Genomic DNA, 24,798 nt, shown 5'->3' on the forward strand with positions numbered 1-24,798 from the left:
TCGTTGATGGTGCATACTGTGGCTGGGTAAAACCCGCGCAGAGAGGCGATAAAAGCCTTTTCTAAAAGTTGGCACGCTTTTCGCTTTAGTCTTTTCAAGGCGAAAAAAAGCCAGTTCCACAGATTCGTTCCACGACGACGACAATGATAAACCGGGAGAGTTAAGTATGTCCGCTGAACACGTTTTGACGATGCTGAATGAGCATGAAGTGAAATTCGTAGACCTGCGTTTCACTGACACCAAGGGTAAGGAACAGCACGTGACTATCCCGGCTCACCAGGTAAACGCCGACTTCTTCGAAGAAGGTAAAATGTTTGACGGCTCCTCTATCGGTGGTTGGAAGGGCATCAACGAATCTGACATGGTGCTGATGCCGGACGCCAGCACGGCGGTTCTGGATCCGTTCTTCGAAGAACCTACGCTGATCATTCGCTGCGACATTCTCGAGCCGGGCACCATGCAAGGCTACGATCGCGACCCGCGCTCCATCTCCAAACGCGCCGAAGACTTCCTGCGCTCCTCCGGCATCGCGGATACCGTGCTGTTCGGGCCAGAGCCTGAGTTCTTCCTGTTCGACGACATCCGCTTCGGCAGCAGCATCCGCGGTTCCCACGTGGCTATCGACGACATCGAAGGCGCCTGGAACTCCGGTACAAAATACGACGGCGGCAACAAAGGCCACCGTCCGGCGGTGAAAGGCGGTTATTTCCCGGTTCCACCGGTCGACTCTTCGCAGGATCTGCGTTCCACCATGTGTCTGACCATGGAAGAGATGGGCCTGGTGGTTGAAGCGCACCACCACGAAGTAGCAACCGCCGGTCAGAACGAAGTGGCAACCCGCTTCAACACCATGACCAAGAAAGCCGACGAAATTCAGATCTACAAATACGTGGTGCACAACGTGGCGCACGCCTTCGGCAAAACCGCGACCTTCATGCCGAAGCCAATGTTCGGTGACAACGGTTCCGGCATGCACTGCCACATGTCGCTGTCCAAGAACGGTACCAACCTGTTCGCCGGCGACAAATACGGCGGCCTGTCTGAAACCGCGCTGTTCTACATCGGCGGCATCATCAAGCACGCCAAAGCGATCAACGCCCTGGCCAACCCGACCACCAACTCGTACAAGCGTCTGGTGCCAGGCTACGAAGCGCCGGTGATGCTGGCTTACTCCGCCCGTAACCGTTCCGCGTCCATCCGTATCCCGGTGGTCTCCAGCCCGAAAGCGCGCCGCATCGAAGCCCGCTTCCCGGATCCGGCGGCTAACCCATACCTGTGCTTCGCCGCACTGCTGATGGCCGGCCTGGACGGCATCATCAACAAGATCCACCCTGGCGACGCCATGGATAAAAACCTGTACGACCTGCCGCCGGAAGAAGAAGCCGAGATCCCAAAAGTGGCCGGCTCGCTGGACGAAGCAATGGCCGCACTGAACGAAGACCGCGAGTTCCTGACCCGCGGCGGCGTGTTCACCGACGATGCGATCGATGCCTACATCGAACTGCGCAAAGAAGAGATGGACCGCGTTCGCATGACGCCACACCCGGTTGAGTTCGAACTGTACTACAGCGTCTAAGCCCTACCCGCGCCGTCTGCACAGGCGGATGGCGCCCACATTTTTGTTATCGCTTTTTTGTTGCCGTGGAAACTTTCAGCCCATCTTCGGATGGGTTTTTTTCTCCACCGTATTTTCTGCAAAACTATTCCATACCGCGCCGATCCCGGATGGAGTAGGATAGATGCACTAAAAAGGTGCAGGAGTCTGCTGTATGGCAACTGGCAAGCTGCCCGATGCTGGGCAGATCCTCAATTCACTCATCAACAGCATCCTGCTGTTGGATGACTCACTGGCGGTTCACTACGCCAACCCGGCGGCACAGCAGCTGCTGGCGCAAAGCTCCCGCAAGCTGTTCGGCACGCCGCTGCCCGATTTGCTCGGTTATTTTTCGCTGAACGTCTCTTTGATGCGCGAAAGCCTGCGCGCCGGTCAGGGCTTCACCGACAACGAAGTGACCCTGGTGGTCGACGGCCGCGCGCACATCCTTTCCCTGACCGCTCAGGCGCTGCCGGAAGGCTATATCCTGGTCGAGCTGGCGCCGATGGACAATCAGCGCCGCCTGAGCCAGGAACAGCTGCAGCATGCCCAACAGGTAGCCGCCCGCGATCTGGTACGCGGTTTGGCGCACGAGATTAAAAATCCGCTGGGCGGCCTGCGCGGCGCGGCGCAGCTGCTGGCCAAGGCGCTGCCCGATCCGGCGCTGACCGAATACACCAAGGTGATCATTGAGCAGGCCGATCGGCTGCGCAATCTGGTGGATCGCCTGCTCGGCCCACAGCGGCCCGGCCAGCACATTACCCAGAGCATTCATCAGGTCGCGGAGCGCGTCTGCCAGCTGGTGTCGCTGGAAATGCCGGATAACGTCACGCTGGTGCGCGACTACGATCCGAGCCTGCCGGAAATGGCCCACGACCCGGATCAGATTGAACAGGTGCTGCTGAACATCACCCGCAACGCGCTGCAGGCGCTGGGCGAGGCGGGCGGCACCATCACGCTGCGCACCCGCACCGCGTTTCAGATTACGTTGCACGGCACCCGCTACCGCCTGGCGGCGCGCATCGACGTCGAAGACGACGGCCCTGGCGTACCGGCGCAGCTGCAGGACACGCTGTTCTACCCGATGGTCAGCGGCCGTGAAGGCGGTACCGGCCTGGGATTATCCATCGCCCGCAATCTTATCGATCAGCATTGCGGAAAAATTGAATTCAACAGTTGGCCAGGTCATACCGAATTCTCGGTCTACCTGCCCATTCGTCAGTGAGGTTTGCTATGCAACGAGGGATAGTCTGGATCGTCGATGACGATAGCTCCATCCGCTGGGTGCTTGAGCGCGCGCTCACCGGCGCTGGCCTGAGCTGCGCCACCTTCGAAGGCGGCAATGACGTGCTGGAAGCCTTGGCCACGCAAACCCCCGACGTGCTGCTGTCCGATATCCGCATGCCGGGTATAGACGGCCTGGCGCTGCTCAAGCAGATCAAACAGCGCCATCCGATGCTGCCGGTGATCATCATGACCGCGCATTCGGATCTGGACGCCGCCGTCAGCGCCTATCAGCAAGGGGCCTTCGACTACCTGCCGAAGCCGTTCGACATCGACGAAGCGGTGGCGCTGGTCGAGCGCGCCATCAGCCATTACCAAGAGCAGCAGCAGCCGGTGCGCAGCCAGCCGGCCAGCGATCCGGCGGCGGACATCATCGGCGAAGCGCCGGCGATGCAGGATGTGTTTCGCATCATCGGTCGGCTGTCGCGTTCGTCGATCAGCGTGTTGATCAACGGCGAATCCGGCACCGGCAAAGAGCTGGTGGCGCATGCGCTGCACCGCCACAGCCCGCGCGCCAAGTCGCCGTTCATCGCCCTGAACATGGCCGCCATCCCCAAGGATCTGATCGAGTCCGAGCTGTTCGGCCACGAGAAAGGCGCCTTCACCGGCGCGAACCAAATCCGTCAGGGCCGCTTTGAACAGGCCGACGGCGGCACGCTGTTCCTCGACGAGATCGGCGATATGCCGCTCGACGTGCAAACGCGCCTGCTACGGGTGCTGGCGGACGGCCAGTTCTACCGGGTCGGCGGCTATGCGCCGGTGAAGGTCGACGTGCGCATCATCGCCGCCACGCACCAAAACCTGGAGCTGCGGGTGCAGGAAGGCAAGTTCCGCGAGGATCTGTTCCACCGCCTGAACGTGATCCGCGTACACCTGCCGCCGCTGCGCGAGCGCCGTGAAGACATCCCGCGGCTGGCGCGCCACTTTCTGCAGATCGCCGCCAAAGAGTTGGGCGTAGAGGCCAAGAACCTGCACCCGGAAACCGAAACCGCGCTTACCCGCCTGCCCTGGCCGGGCAACGTGCGCCAGCTGGAAAATACCTGCCGCTGGCTGACGGTGATGGCCGCCGGGCAGGAAGTGCTGATCCAGGATCTGCCGGGTGAGCTGTTCGAAACCGCCGCGCCGGAAAGCCCCAGCCACAGTCTGCCGGACAGCTGGGCCACGCTGCTGGCGCAGTGGGCCGATCGCGCGCTGCGTTCCGGTCATCAAAACCTGCTGTCGGAAGCGCAGCCGGAAATGGAACGCACGCTACTCACCACCGCCCTGCGGCACACCCAGGGGCACAAACAGGAAGCCGCGCGCCTGCTGGGCTGGGGGCGCAATACCCTGACCCGCAAGCTCAAAGAACTGGGCATGGAATAGGTGTCGAGATTGTTGATAAGAAACACAGCCCAGCGCACAAAAAAACGCCAACCGCAGGCTTTACAGCCGGTGCAGGCGCAGTATGATCGTGTCGCACACTCTGGAGGTTGACGATGCTGGACTCATTCATCGTATTCATTTCTCAAGGCGCGGAGCTGGGCTCCGCTGCCAGCCACACCCCGCAGGCGGCGGTTGCCGCGGTGTTGTGCGCCGCGCTGATTAACTTCTTCAGTTAAAAAAACAGCCGCATCAGCGGCTGTTTTTTCATCCTCAGATCACCCGTGAGAATTGCTGGCTGCGCGCCTGTTGCCGCAGATAGCGGTCAAAACACATGCAGATATTGCGGATCAGCAAGCGCCCGCGCGGCGTAACGCGGATGCCCTGCTCGTCTCGCTCCACCAGCCCATCGCGTTCAAACGGTGCCAGCAGCTGCAGGTCTTCGGCGAAGTAAGTGGTGAAGTCGATGCCGTATTGCCGTTCAAGCGGCTGATACGCCAACCGGAAATTACAGATCAGGGTTTTGATCAGATCGCGCCGCAGGCAATCGTCGTCCGTCAACGCCAGCCCGCGCCACAGCGCATTACCCTGCGCCTGTACGCTGTCATAGTAATGCTTCAGCTCTTTCTGGTTCTGCGCATAGCTGTCGCCTAGCATGCTGATGGCCGACACGCCCAGCCCCAGCAGATCGCTGTCGCCCTGGGTGGTGTAGCCCTGGAAATTGCGGTGCAGCTTGCCTTCGCGTTGGGCGATTGCCAGCTCGTCGTCCGGGCGCGCAAAGTGATCCATGCCGATGAACTGATAGCCGGCGCCGGTCAGGAAAGCGATGCTTTGCTGCAGGATATCCAGCTTCTGCTGCGCGCCCGGCAGGTCGGCGTCTTTGATTTTGCGCTGGGCGGCGAACAAGTTCGGCATATGCGCGTAGTTGAACACGCTGAGGCGATCGGGATTCAGCTCAGCCACCCGCTGCAGCGTGAAAGCGAAGCTTTCCGGCGTCTGTTTCGGCAGGCCGTAAATCAGATCGATATTGGTCGAGCGGAAACCCAGCGCTTTGGCCCGCTCAATCAGGGCGAAGATAAAGGCCTCGTCCTGCTCGCGGTTGACCAGCTGCTGCACCTGCTTGTTGAAATCCTGCACCCCCATGCTCAGACGGTTGAAGCCTTCTGCGCGTAAATGATCGAGCACATCCAGCTCTATCTCGCGCGGATCGACCTCGATCGACATCTCCGCATCGGGCAGGAAATCAAAGTGTTCGCGCAGCAACGCCACCAGCCGGCTGATTTGCGCTTTATCCAGGTAGGTCGGCGTACCGCCGCCCCAGTGCATTTGGCCGACCTTACGTCCGGCAAACAGCGGCGCACGGCTGGCGATCTCTTGCGCCAAAACGTTCAGGTATTCGTCGGCCTTGTGCGTTTGGCGCGTCACCAGCTTGTTGCAGCCGCAGAAGTAGCACAGCTTATGGCAAAAAGGGATATGCACGTACAGCGACAGCGGCCGATCAGGATAGCGCGCAGCGGCGCGTTGAAACGCCGCTTCGTCGTAGCTCTGGTTAAACTCCAGCGCCGTAGGGTATGAGGTATAACGCGGCCCTGAGTAGTTATATTTTTGGATCAGGGCCAAATCCCAGACAATCGTCTGCTCTGACATGCTCACTCCTTCCGATATCTTTTTCTACCGGGCCGGGAGAGGGGCGGTTGTCTGCGCTGTCTGGCCACGGAAGCGCTGCGAAAACGCGCTTTGCGCTTAGACAGCCGCCATAGTTTACCGAATAACCACAGCAGATAACACATCAAGAGTAGGGCTATTGTCGGGATTAGCCACATAGCGCGTTAAAAGGCGTCTTTCGGATTGCCGCCTTTCAGCAGCTTCAGAATATCTTCCTGCTTCTCTTCTTCTTCGTCGTCGTCTTCGCCCAGCTCGATGCCCAGCACGTCCATCAGCACATCGATGCGATCCAACGTTTTGTCGACATAGGTCTGCTCTTCCGCGTTCAGCGTTTCGCCGTCGTCGATACGATCCAGCAGCGCGTTCAGGCGTTCGTCATTTTCCAGCTTCGCCAGCTCTTCTTCCGGCGACAGGCGCGGTTTCGCTTCGGCCTTTGGCTTCGGCTGCGGTTTGGCCTTCACTTTGGTTTCGTCTACCACCAGCGCAACCGGCACTTTACTGCCAATACGCGGATCTTTGGCTGCCGCCGCCGATTTGTTTTTCTGGTTGCCGGACTCGACCTGGGTGCGCGAACCGGAAGCGAGGCCACGACGCTTTTTAAGGCGCTTACGCTCGCGCGCTTCCTGATCGAGCTCCATACGGCTTTTCTTTTTCGTTTTTGACTTCGCCGCGCTGCCGCGAGGTGCTTTTGATGGCTGGTTCATAGCATGTGCTCTTAGGTATGTAGATTCAGTATAGAATTGCGGCGGAATCTAGCAGAAAGCGGACAAAGAAAAAAGGCGGCAGGTTAAACCTGCCGCCTATTTCGCACCTTCTCGCGAAGGGTATTCCTGTTACGCGCTCCTTGCGCACATGCAACATCCCGGTTTTTCCCTCTGCTATAACCGCATTCCCTGCCACTACGTCCTTCATCCTGAAAGAAAAATCGTCCATGGCGCAATCCATTCGCATCCGCTCTTCCCGAGCGCGCTTCCTGCGGGCATCCAAATTGCCGATACTTCACCATCCGATGTGCCTGTCGCCTATTCCGGTGCGAAAGGGTCACTTCCTTTTGCGTTCATCCTGGCACTCATTGCACGCCCTGTGCTTTCCCTGAGATTTGTCATCCTTCCCGGATGTTCCCTAATCCTGCGCAACCCTGCGTTAACGACTACTTTACGTTATTGTTGCGAAGGCTCAAGGCACCTGACGCCGATTTGGACGAGATTTCCCTACAACGAAAAAACAACATGTTGTTTTTAAAATAAAAAAAGAAATATCACTTTCGAATAAAGCGACATTACCCGCGATTCGAATGGCAAATGTCTCACAACCTACGCGCGGCATAACTGTCGTTTTATCGCGTCCCGCCGCTTAAAAACCGAGAAACACGCCATTTTTACCGCTGATGCAGTTATAATCGCCAACCAGTTAGCCATCCTCACGGAGACGAAAAATTTTGACCAGCAAGAACTACAACTATCATGTGACCCATTTCGTCACCAGCGCACCCGATATTCGCCATCTGCCGGGGGATGCAGGAATTGAAGTCGCCTTTGCCGGCCGTTCCAACGCCGGGAAATCCAGCGCGCTGAACACCCTGACCAACCAAAAAAGCCTGGCGCGCACCAGTAAGACGCCGGGGCGCACCCAGCTGATCAACCTGTTCGAAGTGGAAGACGGCATCCGCCTGGTCGACCTGCCGGGTTACGGCTACGCAGAAGTGCCGGAAGAGATGAAGCGCAAATGGCAGCGCGCGCTGGGCGAATACCTGCAGATGCGCAACAGCCTGAAAGGCCTGGTGGTGCTGATGGATATCCGCCATCCGCTGAAAGATCTCGACCAGCAGATGATCCAGTGGGCGGTCGACGTCGGCACCCCGGTGCTGGTGCTGCTGACCAAGGCCGACAAGCTGGCCTCCGGCGCACGCAAGGCGCAGCTCAATATGGTGCGTGAAGCGGTGCTGCCGTTTATGGGAGATATCCAGGTTGAAGCCTTCTCGTCGCTAAAGAAGATCGGCGTCGACAAGCTGCGCCAGAAACTGGATACCTGGTTTAACGAAATCCCGCCGGAAGTGCTGCCGGAAGACGAAGCAGGCGAATAAACCCAGGCTGAACGCCAGAGCCGATGCCTCACCGCATCGGCTTTTTTATGCCCGCAGTTCAGCCGCCGGCGGAATTTTTTGTTATCTAATTACAGTTCTGAAATAAAGCCATCATAAAAACTTATCGCCAAAGCAGGCTTATCTCGCCGGTTTACGGCGTTGAGGGAGCGGAAGCGGGAACGAAAAGCGGGGCGGTGCGATAGGAAAAACGTATGGTTTACTGCTGTTTTTACAATAAAAAACGCCCCAGTCAATACTGACTGGGGCGGCTAAATATTCAGCCAAATCCGATTACGTGAAGTAAAAGGTCTGAAAGATAGAACATCTTACCTCTGTACCCTACGCCTGTAACTCTACATCATTTTTTCGCAGGGCAAAAGAATTTTTTGTAGTTTACTTACACAATTTGCGGCGCAAGAACGGCGAAGTTGGGGAAACTATCGCCGCATCTTGTAGCTTAATTACGAAAAATGCTTAGGTTCTCGCCAGTTAGCGCATCCAGCGATAAAAAGGCGATCAGTGCGCCTCATCCCAGTTCATGCCGACGCCCACATCGACCTTCAGCGGCACCGCCAACGTCATGCTGCCCTCCATCAATTGGCGGATGCGTTGGCTGGCTTCTTCGATCACCGACTCGTGCACCTCAAAGACCAATTCATCGTGCACCTGCATGATCGCGCGCACCAGCGGCTTCTCTTGCCCTTGCAACCAGGCGTCGACCTCGATCATCGCACGCTTGATAATATCGGCCGCCGTGCCCTGCATCGGGGCGTTGATGGCGGCTCGCTCGGCCGCCTTACGGCGCATGGCGTTGCTGGAGCGGACGTCCGGCAGGTACAGGCGGCGCCCATCCAGCGTGCTGACATAGCCCTGTTCGGAAGCCTGCTGGCGGGTGCGCTCCATGTAGTCCAACACGCCCGGGTAACGCTCGAAGTACAGATCCATATAGCGCTGGGCTTCCCCACGCGGGATCCCCAACTGACGCGCCAGACCGAAGGCGCTCATGCCATAAATCAGACCGAAGTTAATCGCCTTGGCGCTGCGGCGCTGTTCGCCGGTCACTTTATCCAACGGCACGCCGAAGACTTCCGACGCCGTGGCGCGGTGGATGTCTTTCCCTTCGGCGAAGGCCTTCAGCAGCCCTTCATCCTGTGACAAATGCGCCATGATGCGCAGCTCGATCTGCGAGTAGTCGGCCGCGACGATGCGGTAACCTTCCGGTGCGATAAAGGCCTGGCGGATGCGCCGCCCTTCTTCGTTGCGCACCGGGATGTTCTGCAGGTTCGGATCGCTCGAGGAGAGACGGCCGGTGGCAGTCACCGCCTGATGGTACGAAGTATGCACCCGGCCGCTCACCGGGTTGATCATCAGCGGCAGCTTGTCGGTATAGGTGGTCTTCAGCTTCGCCAGACCGCGGTATTCCAGGATCACCTTCGGCAGCGGGTAGTCCAGCGCCAGCTCGGCCAGCACTTCTTCATTGGTGGACGGTGCCCCGCCCGGAGTTTTCTTCAGCACCGGCAGCTTTTGTTTTTCGTACAAGATAGCCTGCAGCTGCTTGGTCGACGCCAGGTTGAACGGCTCTTCCGCCAGCTCATGGGCCTGCGCCTCCAGCTCCGCCAGACGCTTGGCCAGCTCCTGGGAGTGAGCCGACAAAATGGCCGGATCGATCAGCACCCCGGTGCGCTCAATATGCGAGAGCACCGGCAGCAGCGGCATTTCAATCTCGTTGAACACCGTCATCAGCTCTGGGCTCTGCTTCAGCTGCGGCCACATCGCCAGGTGCAGCTGCAGCGTGACATCGGCGTCTTCGGCGGCGTAAGGCGCCGCCTGCTCCAGCGCGATCTGATTGAACGTCAGCTGGTTTTTACCCTTGCCGGCGATCTCTTCGAAGGTGATGGTTTTGTGGCCCAAATAGCGATCGGCCAGGCTGTCCATATCATGACGGCCGCCGACGCTGTCCAGCACATAGGACTCCAACATGGTGTCATAGGCGATGCCGCGCATCTCGATGCCGTAGCGCGCCAGCAGGCTCATATCGAACTTCAGGTTTTGCCCGACCTTCAGCGCTTTATCGTCCTCCAGCAGCGGCTTGAGCGCTTCCAACACGTAGGCGCGGTCCAGTTGTGCCGGGGCATCCAGATAATCGTGCGCCACCGGCAAATAGGCCGCTTCGCCCGGTGCGATCGCGAAGGAAAGGCCGATCAGGTTGGCGGTCAGGGTATCCAGGCCGTCGGTTTCGGTATCGAAGGCAAACACGTCGGCCTTTTTCAGCCGCGCCAGCCAGTCGGTAAATGTCGCTTCATCCAGGATAGTGACATACCCGTCCTGGGACAGCTTGGCCTCCGCCTGCGCTTTCGGCGCTTCCGCGGCGACGGCCGGTTTGGCGCCGCCGGCAGCTTTCGCACCCGCGCCTTTCTTGTTTTCCAGCCATACGCCGGCCTCCACGTCCGCCAGCCAGCGTTTGAACTCGTACTGTTTGAACAGCTGTTGCAACGTATCGACATCCGGCTCGGACACCGTCAGCTCAGCGCACGTCAGATCCAGCTCGACGTCGGTTTTGATCGTCGCCAGCTTATAGGAGAGATACGCGACCTCTTTATTCTGCTCCAGCTTGGCCGCCATGGTTTTGGCACCGCGGAAGCTCAGCGTGGCGATGCTCTCCAGATTGCCGTACAAGGCATCCAGCCCGCCGATGCCCTGCAGCAACGCCTGGGCGGTTTTCTCGCCCACACCCGGCACGCCGGGAATGTTGTCCGATGAATCGCCCATCAACGCCAGGAAGTCGATGATCAGCTCCGGCGGAATACCGTACTTGTCGCACACTTCCTGCGGGCCAAGGATTGTGTTGTTCATGGTGTTGATCAGGGTAACGTTCGGCGTCACCAGCTGCGCCATGTCTTTGTCGCCGGTGCTGATCAGCACCGCATGGCCTGCCTTTTCGGCCTCCAGCGCCAGCGTACCGATAACGTCGTCCGCCTCAACGCCGGGCGTCACCAGCAGCGGCAGGCCCATGGCCTTGACCATGCTATGCAACGGCTCGATCTGCGCGCGCAGATCGTCCGGCATCGGTGGCCGATGCGACTTGTATTCGGCGAACAGCTCATCGCGGAAAGTCTTCCCTTTGGCATCAAACACCACGGCAACGTGGCTCGGTTGATACTGCAGCAGCAGGCTGCGCAGCATATTCAGCACGCCGTACATCGCGCCGGTCGGCTCGCCCGCCGAGTTGGTCAGCGGCGGGAAGGCGTGATAAGCGCGGTAGAGGTAGGAGGAACCGTCAACCAGGATTAGTGGGTTTTCTGCAATCTGGGCCATAGCGTTTCTTTATCGTGATCGGACATAGGGGTAAGCATGCCATAGCTGGCCGCCGGAGACGAACCTTAGCGTGCATTACGGACGAAAATGATGTGATGGTGCGTGAGGATCCGCAAGATCTTGCCTGTGGATAACTTTGTGCATAGAAAAGAGACCGAATTATAACGCTGCGATTATCGTTATAACGGCGAATAAAATTCCTATTTAAATCACCGCGTTAAAAGAACGAATTCCGGCGACGCTTTATTACTGGCTTTTATTGAATTTGTGGATATAACTTTCGCCGGATTTTAATCGCACTATTAATCAAATTCGGCGCCTCAATTACCCTAGCACAAACTGGAAAAGTTGCACGAAAACTCAGCAAATGGTTATCCAATGAGACGAAAAACAGTGATTTTTAGCGGCGCTTTACCCCGATGATTTCTGTTAAAATATGTTTTTGTTCATGCGCTTCGGCATGCAACGATGTTCTCAACAACCGTCAGCCCATAACCATGCCAAGATTGTTAACGCCTGTTATCTTTATCATTTCCGTCATACTCACCATTCTGGTGACGGTGTTGTGTTCTATCCCAATCACGCTGGCCGGCATCGTGAAACTCTTGGTGCCTATTCCCGCCGTTTGGCGATATATCTCGGCTTTCGCCGATTTCATGATGTGGTGTTGGTGTCAGGGGTTGGCGCTGTTATTGCGCATTAACGGGCAATTGCGTTGGGATATTGAAGGGCTGGAAGGACTGGATCGTAAAAACTGGTATCTGCTGATCAGCAACCACGAAAGTTGGTCGGATATTGTCGTGTTGTGCGTGCTGTTCAGAAATCATATCCCAATGAACAAGTACTTCCTCAAGCAACAGTTAGCCTGGGTGCCTTTTGTCGGTCTGGCCTGCTGGGCGCTGGACATGCCATTCATGAAGCGCTACTCCCGCGCCTATTTGCTTAAGCATCCGGAAAAGCGCGGCAAGGATATCGAAACGACGCGCCGTTCCTGCGAAAAATTTCGCCAGCGTCCAACCACTATCGTCAATTTCGTCGAAGGTTCGCGCTTCACTGAAGCCAAGAAAATTAAAAGCAATTCGCCGTACCGCAATTTGCTGGCGCCCAAAGCCGCCGGCATTGCGTTTACGCTCAGCGCGCTGGGCAATCAGTTCGACAAAGTGTTGAACGTTACCCTGCTCTATCCGGAAAATAACCAACGGCCCTTTATGGATATGCTGTGCGGGCGGCTGACGCGTATAGTGGTAAGAATAGAGACGCTGCCGATCGATGAAACCCTGCACGGGGACTATTTCAACGACAAACAGTTCAAGCGGCGCTTCCAGCTGTGGCTGAATACGCTGTGGCAAGAAAAAGATCGGTTGCTGGATAAATTGAAGCGGCAATACGGATAAAAAAACGCCGGCAATGCCGGCGTTTTTCATGTTGAGTCTGGCTTATTTCTGTTGGCTGAGGAATTTAACCACGTCGGCGAACTGCTTCACGTAAGCGTCCATCGAGCTGGTATCCAGGCCATCGTTTTTCACCATGTATTTGCCGTTGACGAATACCGCCGGCACACCGCGCAGCTGCAGATCTTCCGCCGCCTTCTCCTGTTGAACCACCAGAGATTTCACCACGAAGCTGTTCCAGGCCGCATCATAATCTGCGGCGGTCACGCCCGCTTTCACGAAGACATTACGGATATCGTCCGGCGTTTGCACGGTCTGGGTTTTTTGCACCGCTTCAAACATCAGCGGGCTCACCTTATCTTCCACGCCCAGCGCCATCGCCACCGCCCAGGCCTGAGTCAGCTGTTTGCCCAGCGGCCCCAGGAACTCAACGTGGTACTTGGTCATTTTGGTGCCGGCAGGCAGCGCCTTCTTCACGTTCTCGGACACGTGATAGACCTGCTCGAACTGATAGCAGTGCGGGCAGTAGAAGGAGAAGAACTCCAGCACCTGCGGCTCGCCGGTCACCGGCTTGTCCAGGGTCACGTATTGAGCGCCATCGCTAAACTGTGCAGCCGAGGCACTGAATGCCATCACCATGCCAACGAGCGCCAACCATATTTTTTTCATAAGACTAAACTCTCCATTGTGTTAAAGCTTCAATACATTGGCGTCAGCTGCAGAGGAGGCTCCTGCAACAGCTTAACCTGTTCGGTGAAGGCCGCAGTCTGAGACAACCAGAAATCAGACTCCGCCATCCACGGAAAACTCTTAGGAAAGGCCGGATCCTGCCAACGGCGGGCGACCCAAGCCAGGTAATACACCATGCGCATCGCCCGCAGCGGCTCGATCAACTCCAGCTCTCGTTGGTCGAACTCGGCAAATTCGCCGTACGCTTCCAGCAAGACGTCCAGCTGCATCAATTGATCGCGCCGTTCGCCATGCAGTAGCATCCATAGATCCTGCACCGCCGGGCCATTACGCGCGTCATCAAGATCGACGAACAGCGGGCCGTCGCGCCACAGAATATTGCCCGGATGGCAATCACCGTGCAAACGGCGCGGCTGCCAGTTCAGATGCCAGTGCGGCTGGATCGCCGCGATCAGGTTATCCGTCGCCTGCAAAAACGCATCACGCTGCGCTGCCGGCAATAGCTCGCAACTGGCCAGCACCTGACGTGGAGCGGTGAGATACTCTTCAACCCCCATCGTCGGCCGCTCGGCGAACAAACGCTCACCGCCGACCTGATGGATGCGCCCCAGGAAACGGCCCACCCATTCCAACTGATCCAGGTTGTCTATTTCGTACTGCCGTCCACCCACGCTGGGGAACAGGGTAAAGAAGAAACCACCGTGCGTATGCAGCGTAGCACCTTGCAACGCCAGCGGCGCCACCGCCGGGATCTCCGCATTCGCCAGATCCAGAGCGAACTGGTGCTCCTCACCAATCTGCGCGGCGCTCCAGCGCTCCGGGCGGTAAAACTTCACCACGTAGCGCCGGCGATCTTCGTCCATAAACTGATAGACGCGGTTCTCGTAGCTGTTCAACGCCGTCAGACCGGAGTCGACGCGCAGGCCAACCCCTTCTAGCGCGTCCATAATCACATCGGGCGACAGAGTTTCGAAATTAAAAGCAGAGTTATTCATAACGTTCGTTTGATCGCTGACAGCACGGTGCCGGGAATGAGAAATAGTAGCATTAATGGCGCATTTCACGAGCTAAGCTTTCTCGCACCGCACGAGGATCAGTCCTTGATAACGCCGCGAGCGCGCAACAGCGCCGTTTTAAAATCTTCTTCGTAATCTTTCTTCAGGCCAGGGATCTGATCTGTGCCTGCGCTGCCGCGCATTTTCAGGTGGTAAATAAGAATGTCGTCACTCAGTTCGGACAATTCGCCCTGAAACCCCGCTTCCTTCGCCAGCTTTTGCAAAAACTGCATCAAATTGAGATCGGGATCTTCCTGCCAGGCCGGGTGCAACAGCTCGATCAACTCGTTTACGCGATGCGTTTTCATCTCAATATCGTCCAATAGCATGAATAAACTCACAAAGTAACAGGCTTACCCACACAGTGAAAGAACCGGCTTGTCAATAAAGGTAAATCCTGATGTCACACCAGCTTTAGCGCTACAATCAGCGCATCGACAAGGCGGAATAAACAAGATGCATAAAGAAATCAGCGGCGTAATTTTGGCCGGCGGGCAAGCCACGCGTATGGGCGGTGAAGACAAAGGCCTGGTGTTGATTGGCGGTACCGCACTCTATCAGCATGTTCTGGCTCGGCTACGGCCGCAGGTGGCTTCCGTCGCCATCAGCGCCAACCGCAATCAGGCACGCTACCAAGCGAGCGGTTTGCCGGTGATTGGCGATCTGACGCCCGATTTCGCCGGGCCATTGGCCGGAATGCTCGCCGGGCTCAAGCAATCTCCCAGTGAGTGGGTGGCCTTCGTCCCTTGTGACGTCCCCGACTTTCCCGCCGACTTAGTCGCGCAACTCTGGCGGCAAAAAGGCGCAGCGCCAGCCGCCTTTGCCAGCGATGGCGAACGGGATCACCCTACGTTGGCGTTGTTGCACACCCAAATAGCGCCACAGTTGGCTGACTATCTGGCGCGTGGTGAACGCAAACTGATGCTGTTCTTGCATCAGATTAACGCACAACGCGTGGTGTTCAACGGGCAACAAGCGGCATTTGATAACCTGAATACGCCGGAAGACTGCCGACGCTGGCAGCAAGCACGAGAGCTTAAAAAATGAATCGTTCATTGCCCCCCTTACTGGCCATCGGTGCCTACAGCGGAACGGGAAAAACCACCCTGCTCAAGCAGTTGATCCCTATGCTGAAACAGCGCCAGGTACGGGTTGGGCTGATAAAGCATACGCATCATGACATGGATGTGGATACGCCGGGTAAAGACAGCTATGAGCTGCGCAAAGCGGGGGCCGACCAAACGCTGGTCGCCAGCGATCGTCGTTGGGCATTGATGACCGAGACACCGGAGCAACAACCTTTGGATCTACGCTACCTGGCAGAACGTTTTGATGCCGATAAGGTCGATTTGATTCTGGTGGAAGGGTTCAAACATGAGCCGGTCAGCAAGATCCTGCTTTATCGGGCTGAGATCGGCAGACCCTTGGAAGACATGCTGGATCAGTTTGTCGTAGCGGTAGCCAGTGACCGACCGCTATCCATCGTGGCTAAGCAGTTGGATCTCAATCAACCGGAAAGCATCGCTGACTTTATTGTCGAATGGTTGAAAGGCGCAGCGTAGCTGCGCTTTTTTGCGTTTTACGCACAGCAAAAAGCCCTGAACGTCAGTTCAGGGCTTTCGGCTTTATTTGATGCCTGGCAGTGTCCTACTCTCGCATGGGGAGACCCCACACTACCATCGGCGCTACGGCGTTTCACTTCTGAGTTCGGCATGGGGTCAGGTGGGACCACCGCGCTATTGCCGCCAGGCAAATTCTGTTTCATTCCAACCGCGTCACTTTCGTGTCGCCATCAGAACCAATCTGTAAACAAGCTGAATATTGTCCTGGTCTCACCAAAACACCTTCGGTGTTGTAAGGTTAAGCCTCACGGATCATTAGTACTGGTTAGCTCAATGCATCGCTGCACTTACACACCCAGCCTATCAACGTCTTAGTCTTAAACGTTCCTTCAGGGGCCTTAAAGGCCCAGGGAAGACTCATCTTGAGGCAAGTTTCGCGCTTAGATGCTTTCAGCGCTTATCTTTTCCGCACTTAGCTACCGGGCAATGCCATTGGCATGACAACCCGAACACCAGTGGTGCGTTCACTCCGGTCCTCTCGTACTAGGAGCAACCCCTCTCAATCTTCCAACGCCCACGGCAGATAGGGACCGAACTGTCTCACGACGTTCTAAACCCAGCTCGCGTACCACTTTAAATGGCGAACAGCCATACCCTTGGGACCTACTTCAGCCCCAGGATGTGATGAGCCGACATCGAGGTGCCAAACACCGCCGTCGATATGAACTCTTGGGCGGTATCAGCCTGTTATCCCCGGAGTACCTTTTATCCGTTGAGCGATGGCCCTTCCATTCAGAACCACCGGATCACTAAGACCTACTTTCGTACCTGCTCGAGCCGTCACTCTCGCAGTCAAGCTAGCTTATGCCTTTGCACTAACCTCACGATGTCCGACCGTGATTAGCTAACCTTCGTGCTCCTCCGTTACTCTTTGGGAGGAGACCGCCCCAGTCAAACTACCCACCAGACACTGTCCTCACCCCAGATTATGGGGCCGAGTTAGAACATCAAACATTAAAGGGTGGTATTTCAAGGATGGCTCCACGCAGACTGGCGTCCACGCTTCAAAGCCTCCCACCTATCCTACACATCAAGGCTCAATGTTCAGTGTCAAGCTATAGTAAAGGTTCACGGGGTCTTTCCGTCTTGCCGCGGGTACACTGCATCTTCACAGCGAGTTCAATTTCACTGAGTCTCGGGTGGAGACAGCCTGGCCATCATTACGCCATTCGTGCAGGTCGGAACTTACCCGACAAGGAATTTCGCTACCTTAGGACCGTTATAGTTACGGCCGCCGTTTACTGGGGCTTCGATCAAGAGCTTCGCCTTGCGGCTGACCCCATCAATTAACCTTCCAGCACCGGGCAGGCGTCACACCGTATACGTCCACTTTCGTGTTTGCACAGTGCTGTGTTTTTATTAAACAGTTGCAGCCAGCTGGTATCTTCGACTGGCTTCAGCTCCATCCGCAAGGGACTTCACCTACATGCCAGCGTGCCTTCTCCCGAAGTTACGGCACCATTTTGCCTAGTTCCTTCACCCGAGTTCTCTCAAGCGCCTTGGTATTCTCTACCTGACCACCTGTGTCGGTTTGGGGTACGATTCAATGTTACCTGGAGCTTAGAGGATTTTCCTGGAAGCAGGGCATCAACTACTTCTGCACCGTAGTGCATCGTCATCACGCCTCAGGGTTGATATGCAACCGGATTTACCAGGTCACACCCCCTACACGCTTAAACCGGGACAACCGTCGCCCGGCTAGCCTAGCCTTCTCCGTCCCCCCTTCGCAGTAACACCAAGTACAGGAATATTAACCTGTTTCCCATCGACTACGCTTTTCAGCCTCGCCTTAGGGGTCGACTCACCCTGCCCCGATTAACGTTGGACAGGAACCCTTGGTCTTCCGGCGAGCGGGCTTTTCACCCGCTTTATCGTTACTTATGTCAGCATTCGCACTTCTGATACCTCCAGCAACCCTCACAGGCCACCTTCAACGGCTTACAGAACGCTCCCCTACCCAACAACGCTAAGCGTCGCTGCCGCAGCTTCGGTGCATGGTTTAGCCCCGTTACATCTTCCGCGCAGGCCGACTCGACCAGTGAGCTATTACGCTTTCTTTAAATGATGGCTGCTTCTAAGCCAACATCCTGGCTGTCTATGCCTTCCCACATCGTTTCCCACTTAACCATGACTTTGGGACCTTAGCTGGCGGTCTGGGTTGTTTCCCTCTTCACGACGGACGTTAGCACCCGCCGTGTGTCTCCCGTGATAACATTCTTCGGTATTCGGAGTTTGCATCGGTTTGGTAAGCCGGGATGGCCCCTAGCCGAAACAGTGCTCTACCCCCGAAGATGAGTTCACGAGGCGCTACCTAAATAGCTTTCGGGGAGAACCAGCTATCTCCCGGTTTGATTGGCCTTTCACCCCCAGCCACAAGTCATCCGCTAATTTTTCAACATTAGTCGGTTCGGTCCTCCAGTTAGTGTTACCCAACCTTCAACCTGCCCATGGCTAGATCACCGGGTTTCGGGTCTATACCTTGCAACTAATCGCCCAGTTAAGACTCGGTTTCCCTACGGCTCCCCTATACGGTTAACCTTGCTACAAAATATAAGTCGCTGACCCATTATACAAAAGGTACGCAGTCACACCACGAAGGTGCTCCCACTGCTTGTACGTACACGGTTTCAGGTTCTATTTCACTCCCCTCGCCGGGGTTCTTTTCGCCTTTCCCTCACGGTACTGGTTCACTATCGGTCAGTCAGGAGTATTTAGCCTTGGAGGATGGTCCCCCATATTCAGACAGGATGTCACGTGTCCCGCCCTACTCATCGAACTCACGACCTGTGCATTTTAGTGTACGGGGCTATCACCCTTTGCTGCGCGACTTTCCAGACGCTTCCACTAACACACAAGCCGATTCAGGTTCTGGGCTCCTCCCCGTTCGCTCGCCGCTACTGGGGGAATCTCGGTTGATTTCTTTTCCTCGGGGTACTTAGATGTTTCAGTTCCCCCGGTTCGCCTCATGCCACTATGTATTCATGACATGATAGTGTGTCGAAACACACTGGGTTTCCCCATTCGGGTATCGCCGGTTATAACGGTTCATATCACCTTACCGACGCTTCTCGCAGATTAGCACGCCCTTCATCGCCTCTGACTGCCTAGGCATCCACCGTGTACGCTTAGTCACTTAACCTCACAACCCGAAGATGTTTCCATCGTTCGCGCTGCAAACATTTGAGAGACTCTATGACAGGTTACTCTTTATCCCAGTACATCTACGGAGGGACAAATTTCAGCCGTCATGTTTCAATTTTCAGCTTGTTCCAGATTGTTAAAGAGCAATATCTTAAACATGACTCGAAAGTCATCTTTAAGATATGGTGTATCGTCAGATACTGAGGACCGCCGCTTTCACCGGGTGGGTCGGAAGCTTGGCGTCCCCTAGGGGATTCGAACCCCTGTTACCGCCGTGAAAGGGCGGTGTCCTAGGCCTCTAGACGAAGGGGACACGACACCGTACTTTTATGACGCTTTTGCTCGTTACTTTTTCATCAGACAATCTGTGTGAGCACGCCACTCGAACTAATATCTTTAGGTAAGGAGGTGATCCAACCGCAGGTTCCCCTACGGTTACCTTGTTACGACTTCACCCCAGTCATGAATCACAAAGTGGTAAGCGCCCTCCCGAAGGTTAAGCTACCTACTTCTTTTGCAACCCACTCCCATGGTGTGACGGGCGGTGTGTACAAGGCCCGGGAACGTATTCACCGTAGCATTCTGATCTACGATTACTAGCGATTCCGACTTCATGGAGTCGAGTTGCAGACTCCAATCCGGACTACGACATACTTTATGAGGTCCGCTTGCTCTCGCGAGGTCGCTTCTCTTTGTATATGCCATTGTAGCACGTGTGTAGCCCTACTCGTAAGGGCCATGATGACTTGACGTCATCCCCACCTTCCTCCAGTTTATCACTGGCAGTCTCCTTTGAGTTCCCGGCCGAACCGCTGGCAACAAAGGATAAGGGTTGCGCTCGTTGCGGGACTTAACCCAACATTTCACAACACGAGCTGACGACAGCCATGCAGCACCTGTCTCAGAGTTCCCGAAGGCACCAATCCATCTCTGGAAAGTTCTCTGGATGTCAAGAGTAGGTAAGGTTCTTCGCGTTGCATCGAATTAAACCACATGCTCCACCGCTTGTGCGGGCCCCCGTCAATTCATTTGAGTTTTAACCTTGCGGCCGTACTCCCCAGGCGGTCGATTTAACGCGTTAGCTCCGGAAGCCACGCCTCAAGGGCACAACCTCCAAATCGACATCGTTTACAGCGTGGACTACCAGGGTATCTAATCCTGTTTGCTCCCCACGCTTTCGCACCTGAGCGTCAGTCTTCGTCCAGGGGGCCGCCTTCGCCACCGGTATTCCTCCAGATCTCTACGCATTTCACCGCTACACCTGGAATTCTACCCCCTCTACGAGACTCTAGCTTGCCAGTTTCAAATGCAGTTCCCAGGTTGAGCCCGGGGATTTCACATCTGACTTAACAAACCGCCTGCGTGCGCTTTACGCCCAGTAATTCCGATTAACGCTTGCACCCTCCGTATTACCGCGGCTGCTGGCACGGAGTTAGCCGGTGCTTCTTCTGCGAGTAACGTCAATTGATGAACGTATTAAGTTCACCACCTTCCTCCTCGCTGAAAGTGCTTTACAACCCGAAGGCCTTCTTCACACACGCGGCATGGCTGCATCAGGCTTGCGCCCATTGTGCAATATTCCCCACTGCTGCCTCCCGTAGGAGTCTGGACCGTGTCTCAGTTCCAGTGTGGCTGGTCATCCTCTCAGACCAGCTAGGGATCGTCGCCTAGGTGAGCCATTACCCCACCTACTAGCTAATCCCATCTGGGCACATCTGATGGCAAGAGGCCCGAAGGTCCCCCTCTTTGGTCTTGCGACGTTATGCGGTATTAGCTACCGTTTCCAGTAGTTATCCCCCTCCATCAGGCAGTTTCCCAGACATTACTCACCCGTCCGCCGCTCGTCACCCAGGGAGCAAGCTCCCCTGTGCTACCGCTCGACTTGCATGTGTTAAGCCTGCCGCCAGCGTTCAATCTGAGCCATGATCAAACTCTTCAATTAAAAGCTTGATTTGCTTCCACTCGAGAAGCGATGCTCAAAGATTTACTGCATGAATTTTACTTCAGTTAGTCACTCTTCAAGACTTGATATTTTTTGCATCCGAAGATGCTGGATATCGTCTTGTGGAGTGCCCACACAGATTGTCTGATAAATTGTTAAAGAGCAGTGAGTTAGGCGCTTTCGCTTGCTAACTCGAGGTGGCGTATATTACGCTTTTCACCCGGAGAGTCAAGCGATTATTTCGCTTTCCTCTCGCTGACCCGGCGGCTTGTCAGTCGTTGTTCCCGGTCAGTGGAGGCGCATTATAGGGAGTTCTCGGCGGGCCGCAACCCCTAAATGCAAAAAACTTTTCAAGCGCGGATTTTTTCAGCAAAAGGGCGAAAAAGCGGCGAATTTATGTCACTTTTTCCGGCAAACAGCCATAAAAGCTGGCGATCACTGGAGTAAAATAGAAATAACGATGTCAGTAAGGACCCGCAGCCATGCCGCTAAATGCACAACAACAGGCCGCCCAACGTAATCTTTCTTATCTGCTTGCAGAGAAACTCGGCCAACAAATTCTGGCGGGCGATTATCAGGCCGGCAGCATCCTGCCCGGTGAAATGGAACTGGGCGAGCAATTCGGCGTCAGCCGCACCGCTGTACGCGAAGCGGTAAAGATGTTAGCCGCCAAAGGCATGTTGTTGCCGCGCCCGCGCATCGGCACCCGCGTGATGCCGCAAAGCCAATGGAATTTTCTCGACCAGGATTTACTGACCTGGTGGATGACGCGGGAAAACTTCGATCAGGTGATGCAACACTTCCTTATCCTGCGCACTTCGCTGGAGCCGCAGGCCTGCGCGTTGGCGGCAAACCACGCCAGCCCGCAGCAAACCAAGCTGCTGGCGGAGCTGATGGCGGAAATGCGCGCACTGCATACCCAGTTTGATCGCGAGCGCTGGATCCTGGTCGATACCCAATTCCACCAGCTCATCTACGAGGCCAGCGGCAACCCGTTCCTGACCTCGTTCGCCAACCTGTTCAGTTCGGTGTACCAAAGCTACTTCCGCGCCATCACCGGCAATGAAGTGATCAAGCTGCGCCATCATCAGGCTATCGTCGATGCGATACTCGCCGGAGACAGCGCCGGCGCGCTCGTCGCCTGCCAGGTGCTGCTGAAAGAGAAAGACTAGACACGCTCCCCGCTTATATATAGAAGAAAGAGACGAGGGACAGACGACCATTTAACCAGGACCGACCATGACCCAATCCGCGCGCAGTATGGCAGGACTACCGTGGATCGCCGCAATGGCGTTCTTTATGCAGGCGCTGGACGCCACCATCCTCAACACCGCGCTGCCGGCGATCGCCGAAAGCCTGGGGCGTTCGCCGCTGGCGATGCAATCGGCCGTCATCAGCTATACGCTGACGGTGGCGATGCTGATCCCGGTCAGCGGCTGGCTGGCGGACCGCTTCGGCACCCGCCGCGTGTTCATCTTCGCCGTCACGTTATTCACCCTCGGCTCGCTGCTGTGCGCCCTGTCCCCTACGTTGAGCGTGCTGGTTGCTTCTCGCGTGCTGCAAGGCATCGGCGGCGCGATGATGATGCCGGTCGCGCGGTTGGCGCTGCTGCGCGCCTACCCGCGCAGCGAACTGCTGCCAGTGCTGAACTTCGTCACCATGCCCGGTCTGGTCGGGCCGATTCTGGGGCCGCTGCTGGGCGGCTGGCTGGTAACTTACGCCACCTGGCACTGGATTTTCCTGATCAATATCCCTATCGGCCTGCTCGGCATCTTCTATGCGCGCAAATACATGCCGGATTTCACCACGCCCAAGCGCCGCTTCGATCTCCTTGGCTTTATGCTGTTCGGCCTGAGCCTGGTGCTGATCTCTACCGGGCTGGAGCTGTTTGGCGAGCGGGTACTGGCGAGCTATGTTTCGCTGGGTATTCTGCTTAGCGGCTTTGTGATGCTGTTCGGCTACATCGCGCACGCACGCCGTCACCCTCAGCCGCTGATCGGTCTCGACCTGTTCAAAACCCGCACCTTCTCGGTCGGCATCGCCGGCAACGTCGCTTCCAGGCTGGGCACCGGCTGCGTGCCGTTTTTAATGCCGCTCATGTTGCAGGTGGGATTCGGCTATACGGCGATCGTCGCCGGTTGCATGATGGCGCCAACCGCCATCGGCTCGCTGATGGCGAAATCCACAGTGACTCAAGTGCTGCGCTGGTTCGGCTACCGTAAAACACTGGTCGGCATCACCGTTATCATCGGGGTGCTGATCGCCCAGTTCTCCCTACAAAGCCCGGGCATGCCACTGTGGCTGATGATCCTGCCGCTGTTCGTGCTGGGCATGGCGATGTCCACCCAGTTCACCGCCATGAACACCATCAGCCTGGCGGATTTGAACGACGCCAACGCCAGCGCCGGCAACAGCGTCCTTGCAGTCACTCAGCAGCTGTCCATCAGCTTCGGCGTGGCGATCAGCGCGGCGGTACTGCGTTTTTACGAATCTCTGTCGTTAGGCACCATGATCGACCACTTCCATTACACCTTTATCACGATGGGGATCGTCACCGTGGCGTCGGCGCTGGTATTTATGTTGCTGAGAAGGAAAGATGGCCGCAATTTGATTAGCGGCCAGGAAAGCAAGAAAGAAGCGAAAGCGGCGAGTTAACGGCGGCCCACCGAGGCGCGCTCCACCAGCTCGGGCGTCAGCACCAGCACCTGGGGTGCGCGCTCCGGGTTTTGCAGGCGGTTGATCAGCGCATCGATCGCCAGTTCGCCCAACGAATCCTTCGGCTGATGAATGGTGCTCAGCGGCGGCGCCAGATAACGGGCCAGCTCAATGTCATCGTAACCCATCACCGCCATATCCTGCGGCACGGAAAGCCCGGCCTGATATAGAGCCTGATAAACGCCCACCGCCACCGCGTCGTTACCGGCGAACACCGCATGCGGCGGCTCGTCCAGCGCCAGCAGTTGGTGCATGGCGTTCACACCGCCCTCAAACTCAAAATCGCAATGCACTTCATACCCTGACGGAACCAGCAATCCGGCGCGCCGCATCGCGTTGCGATAGCCTTCCAGCCGGTGACGGGCGGTGGTTTTATCCTGCGGGCCGGCGATGCAGGCGATCTTGCGGTAGCCGCGGGCGATCAGATGATCGGTCGCCATCTCGCCACCCAGCAGCGAGTTATCCTGAATAATGTCGTTGGCGCCCTCGAACGGCGCCCAGTCCATCATCACGATCGGCAGTGACGGGTAGCGGCTCAAGGCATCTTGCGATGGCCGGTGGTTTTCGGTGCACATCAGCAGCAAACCATCGACGCGCTTTTGCAGCAGCGTCTCCATGCTGCGGTTCATGCGCGCGGCGTCTTCTTCCGTGTTGCACAGGATCAGGCTGTAGCCGCGTTCATAGCAGCTGCGCTCCACGCCGCGCACCACTTCAGCATAAAACGGGTTGTTGCTGGCGGTCACCAGCATGCCGATGGTGCGCGTCTGATTGAGTTTCAGGCTGCGCGCCAGCGCGGAAGGCGCATAGTTCAGCTGTTCCACGGCCGCCATGACCTTGTCGCGCACACTGTCGCTGACAAAGCGATTGTTGTTGACCACATGCGAAACGGTAGAGGTTGAAACACCCGCCAGGCGGGCGACATCTTTCATGGTGGCCAAAAGA

General features: G+C 56.5%; 17 protein-coding genes, 1 tRNA gene and 3 rRNA genes. 10 read left to right on the forward strand and 11 right to left on the reverse strand.

Annotation, left to right across the window (positions count from 1 at the left end; genetic code table 11):
* Positions 1-166: 166 nt before the first annotated feature.
* From glnA to EGY12_RS23315, 4 genes are all read left to right on the forward strand, one after another.
* Positions 167-1,576 carry a glutamate--ammonia ligase gene (gene glnA / locus EGY12_RS07165; RefSeq protein ID WP_019452181.1) on the forward strand — a complete coding sequence of 470 codons (1,410 nt, stop codon included), beginning with the start codon at positions 167-169 and terminating at the stop codon, positions 1,574-1,576.
* A gap of 193 nt (positions 1,577-1,769) precedes the next feature.
* Entirely contained in the window at positions 1,770-2,819 is a 1,050-nt protein-coding gene (glnL, locus tag EGY12_RS07170) for a nitrogen regulation protein NR(II) (RefSeq protein ID WP_004931246.1), read from the forward strand.
* Positions 2,820-2,827: 8 nt separating this feature from the next.
* Entirely contained in the window at positions 2,828-4,240 is a 1,413-nt protein-coding gene (glnG, locus tag EGY12_RS07175; RefSeq protein WP_015379452.1) for a nitrogen regulation protein NR(I), read from the forward strand.
* 113 nt (positions 4,241-4,353) lie between these two features.
* A complete protein-coding gene (locus tag EGY12_RS23315; protein ID WP_015379453.1) occupies positions 4,354-4,476 on the forward strand; it encodes a YshB family small membrane protein in 123 nt (40 codons plus the stop codon).
* Between the two features lie 34 nt (positions 4,477-4,510).
* Here EGY12_RS23315 and hemN read toward each other — a convergent pair whose 3' ends face one another.
* Both hemN and yihI read right to left on the reverse strand, forming a co-directional pair.
* Positions 4,511-5,884, reverse strand: a complete 1,374-nt coding sequence (gene hemN / locus EGY12_RS07180) for an oxygen-independent coproporphyrinogen III oxidase (protein WP_123892997.1) — start codon at positions 5,882-5,884, stop codon at positions 4,511-4,513.
* Between the two features lie 182 nt (positions 5,885-6,066).
* The gene (gene yihI, locus EGY12_RS07190; protein ID WP_074188611.1) at positions 6,067-6,606 is read right to left on the reverse strand and encodes a Der GTPase-activating protein YihI; all 540 of its coding nucleotides are present in this window, start codon (positions 6,604-6,606) and stop codon (positions 6,067-6,069) included.
* A gap of 734 nt (positions 6,607-7,340) precedes the next feature.
* On the opposite strand from yihI, the gene yihA reads away from it, so the two are divergent.
* Positions 7,341-7,985, forward strand: a complete 645-nt coding sequence (gene yihA, locus EGY12_RS07200; RefSeq protein ID WP_019452177.1) for a ribosome biogenesis GTP-binding protein YihA/YsxC — start codon at positions 7,341-7,343, stop codon at positions 7,983-7,985.
* 516 nt (positions 7,986-8,501) lie between these two features.
* On the opposite strand, the gene polA is transcribed toward yihA, so the two are convergent.
* A complete protein-coding gene (gene polA / locus EGY12_RS07205) occupies positions 8,502-11,300 on the reverse strand; it encodes a DNA polymerase I (RefSeq protein ID WP_123892998.1) in 2,799 nt (932 codons plus the stop codon).
* A 497-nt stretch (positions 11,301-11,797) separates the two neighbouring features.
* Here polA and EGY12_RS07210 point away from each other — a divergent pair, with 497 nt between their 5' ends.
* Positions 11,798-12,694, forward strand: coding sequence for an acyltransferase (locus tag EGY12_RS07210; protein ID WP_015379457.1), 897 nt, complete (start codon positions 11,798-11,800; stop codon positions 12,692-12,694).
* A gap of 42 nt (positions 12,695-12,736) precedes the next feature.
* On the opposite strand, the gene dsbA is transcribed toward EGY12_RS07210, so the two are convergent.
* The 3 genes from dsbA to EGY12_RS07225 all read right to left on the reverse strand — a co-directional run bounded on the left by dsbA (position 12,737) and on the right by EGY12_RS07225 (position 14,744).
* Entirely contained in the window at positions 12,737-13,360 is a 624-nt protein-coding gene (gene dsbA, locus EGY12_RS07215) for a thiol:disulfide interchange protein DsbA (protein ID WP_004931264.1), read from the reverse strand.
* Between the two features lie 29 nt (positions 13,361-13,389).
* Positions 13,390-14,376, reverse strand: a complete 987-nt coding sequence (locus EGY12_RS07220; RefSeq protein ID WP_123892999.1) for a serine/threonine protein kinase — start codon at positions 14,374-14,376, stop codon at positions 13,390-13,392.
* 98 nt (positions 14,377-14,474) lie between these two features.
* The gene (locus EGY12_RS07225) at positions 14,475-14,744 is read right to left on the reverse strand and encodes a YihD family protein (RefSeq protein ID WP_004931268.1); all 270 of its coding nucleotides are present in this window, start codon (positions 14,742-14,744) and stop codon (positions 14,475-14,477) included.
* 148 nt (positions 14,745-14,892) lie between these two features.
* Here EGY12_RS07225 and mobA point away from each other — a divergent pair, with 148 nt between their 5' ends.
* Together mobA and mobB are read left to right on the forward strand one after the other, a co-directional pair.
* Positions 14,893-15,483, forward strand: a complete 591-nt coding sequence (gene mobA, locus EGY12_RS07230) for a molybdenum cofactor guanylyltransferase MobA (protein WP_123893000.1) — start codon at positions 14,893-14,895, stop codon at positions 15,481-15,483.
* On the forward strand, positions 15,480-15,998 hold the full coding sequence (gene mobB / locus EGY12_RS07235; protein ID WP_123893001.1) for a molybdopterin-guanine dinucleotide biosynthesis protein MobB: 519 nt from the start codon (positions 15,480-15,482) through the stop codon (positions 15,996-15,998). The genes mobA and mobB overlap by 4 nt, the downstream gene beginning before the upstream one ends.
* Positions 15,999-16,070: 72 nt before the next feature.
* Here the strand turns inward: mobB and rrf are convergent.
* From rrf to EGY12_RS07255, 4 genes are all read right to left on the reverse strand, one after another.
* Positions 16,071-16,186, reverse strand: a 5S ribosomal RNA gene (rrf, locus tag EGY12_RS07240).
* A gap of 106 nt (positions 16,187-16,292) precedes the next feature.
* Positions 16,293-19,197 (reverse strand): 23S ribosomal RNA (locus tag EGY12_RS07245).
* A 239-nt stretch (positions 19,198-19,436) separates the two neighbouring features.
* Positions 19,437-19,512, reverse strand: a tRNA-Glu gene (locus EGY12_RS07250).
* Positions 19,513-19,600: 88 nt separating this feature from the next.
* Positions 19,601-21,141: ribosomal RNA gene (locus EGY12_RS07255) — 16S ribosomal RNA — on the reverse strand.
* Together the 16S, 23S and 5S rRNA genes with 1 tRNA gene alongside form the textbook arrangement of a ribosomal RNA operon.
* Before the next feature lie 482 nt (positions 21,142-21,623).
* Here EGY12_RS07255 and EGY12_RS07260 point away from each other — a divergent pair.
* Complete coding sequence (locus tag EGY12_RS07260) at positions 21,624-22,313, forward strand: FadR/GntR family transcriptional regulator (protein ID WP_123893002.1); 690 nt, start codon at positions 21,624-21,626, stop codon at positions 22,311-22,313.
* Between the two features lie 67 nt (positions 22,314-22,380).
* A complete protein-coding gene (mdtD, locus tag EGY12_RS07265) occupies positions 22,381-23,796 on the forward strand; it encodes a multidrug transporter subunit MdtD (RefSeq protein WP_123893003.1) in 1,416 nt (471 codons plus the stop codon).
* On the opposite strand, the gene rbsR is transcribed toward mdtD, so the two are convergent.
* Complete coding sequence (gene rbsR, locus EGY12_RS07270) at positions 23,793-24,794, reverse strand: ribose operon transcriptional repressor RbsR (RefSeq protein WP_123893004.1); 1,002 nt, start codon at positions 24,792-24,794, stop codon at positions 23,793-23,795. The genes mdtD and rbsR overlap by 4 nt on opposite strands.
* Between the last annotated feature and the right edge of the window lie 4 nt (positions 24,795-24,798).

Source organism: Serratia sp. FDAARGOS_506, from assembly GCF_003812745.1.
Lineage (GTDB): Bacteria > Pseudomonadota > Gammaproteobacteria > Enterobacterales > Enterobacteriaceae > Serratia.

What these genes read in the sequence shown, in the direction of transcription:
- glnA (WP_019452181.1), top strand. Translation starts at nt 167, where the DNA reads ATGTCCGCTGAACACGTTTTGACGATGCTGAATGAGCATGAAGTGAAA.
- glnL (WP_004931246.1), top strand. Translation starts at nt 1,770, where the DNA reads ATGGCAACTGGCAAGCTGCCCGATGCTGGGCAGATCCTCAATTCACTC.
- glnG (WP_015379452.1), top strand. Translation starts at nt 2,828, where the DNA reads ATGCAACGAGGGATAGTCTGGATCGTCGATGACGATAGCTCCATCCGC.
- EGY12_RS23315 (WP_015379453.1), top strand. Translation starts at nt 4,354, where the DNA reads ATGCTGGACTCATTCATCGTATTCATTTCTCAAGGCGCGGAGCTGGGC.
- hemN (WP_123892997.1), bottom strand. Translation starts at nt 5,884, where the DNA reads ATGTCAGAGCAGACGATTGTCTGGGATTTGGCCCTGATCCAAAAATAT.
- yihI (WP_074188611.1), bottom strand. Translation starts at nt 6,606, where the DNA reads ATGAACCAGCCATCAAAAGCACCTCGCGGCAGCGCGGCGAAGTCAAAA.
- polA (WP_123892998.1), bottom strand. Translation starts at nt 11,300, where the DNA reads ATGGCCCAGATTGCAGAAAACCCACTAATCCTGGTTGACGGTTCCTCC.
- EGY12_RS07210 (WP_015379457.1), top strand. Translation starts at nt 11,798, where the DNA reads ATGCCAAGATTGTTAACGCCTGTTATCTTTATCATTTCCGTCATACTC.
- dsbA (WP_004931264.1), bottom strand. Translation starts at nt 13,360, where the DNA reads ATGAAAAAAATATGGTTGGCGCTCGTTGGCATGGTGATGGCATTCAGT.
- EGY12_RS07220 (WP_123892999.1), bottom strand. Translation starts at nt 14,376, where the DNA reads ATGAATAACTCTGCTTTTAATTTCGAAACTCTGTCGCCCGATGTGATT.
- EGY12_RS07225 (WP_004931268.1), bottom strand. Translation starts at nt 14,744, where the DNA reads ATGAAAACGCATCGCGTAAACGAGTTGATCGAGCTGTTGCACCCGGCC.
- mobA (WP_123893000.1), top strand. Translation starts at nt 14,893, where the DNA reads ATGCATAAAGAAATCAGCGGCGTAATTTTGGCCGGCGGGCAAGCCACG.
- mobB (WP_123893001.1), top strand. Translation starts at nt 15,480, where the DNA reads ATGAATCGTTCATTGCCCCCCTTACTGGCCATCGGTGCCTACAGCGGA.
- EGY12_RS07260 (WP_123893002.1), top strand. Translation starts at nt 21,624, where the DNA reads ATGCCGCTAAATGCACAACAACAGGCCGCCCAACGTAATCTTTCTTAT.
- mdtD (WP_123893003.1), top strand. Translation starts at nt 22,381, where the DNA reads ATGACCCAATCCGCGCGCAGTATGGCAGGACTACCGTGGATCGCCGCA.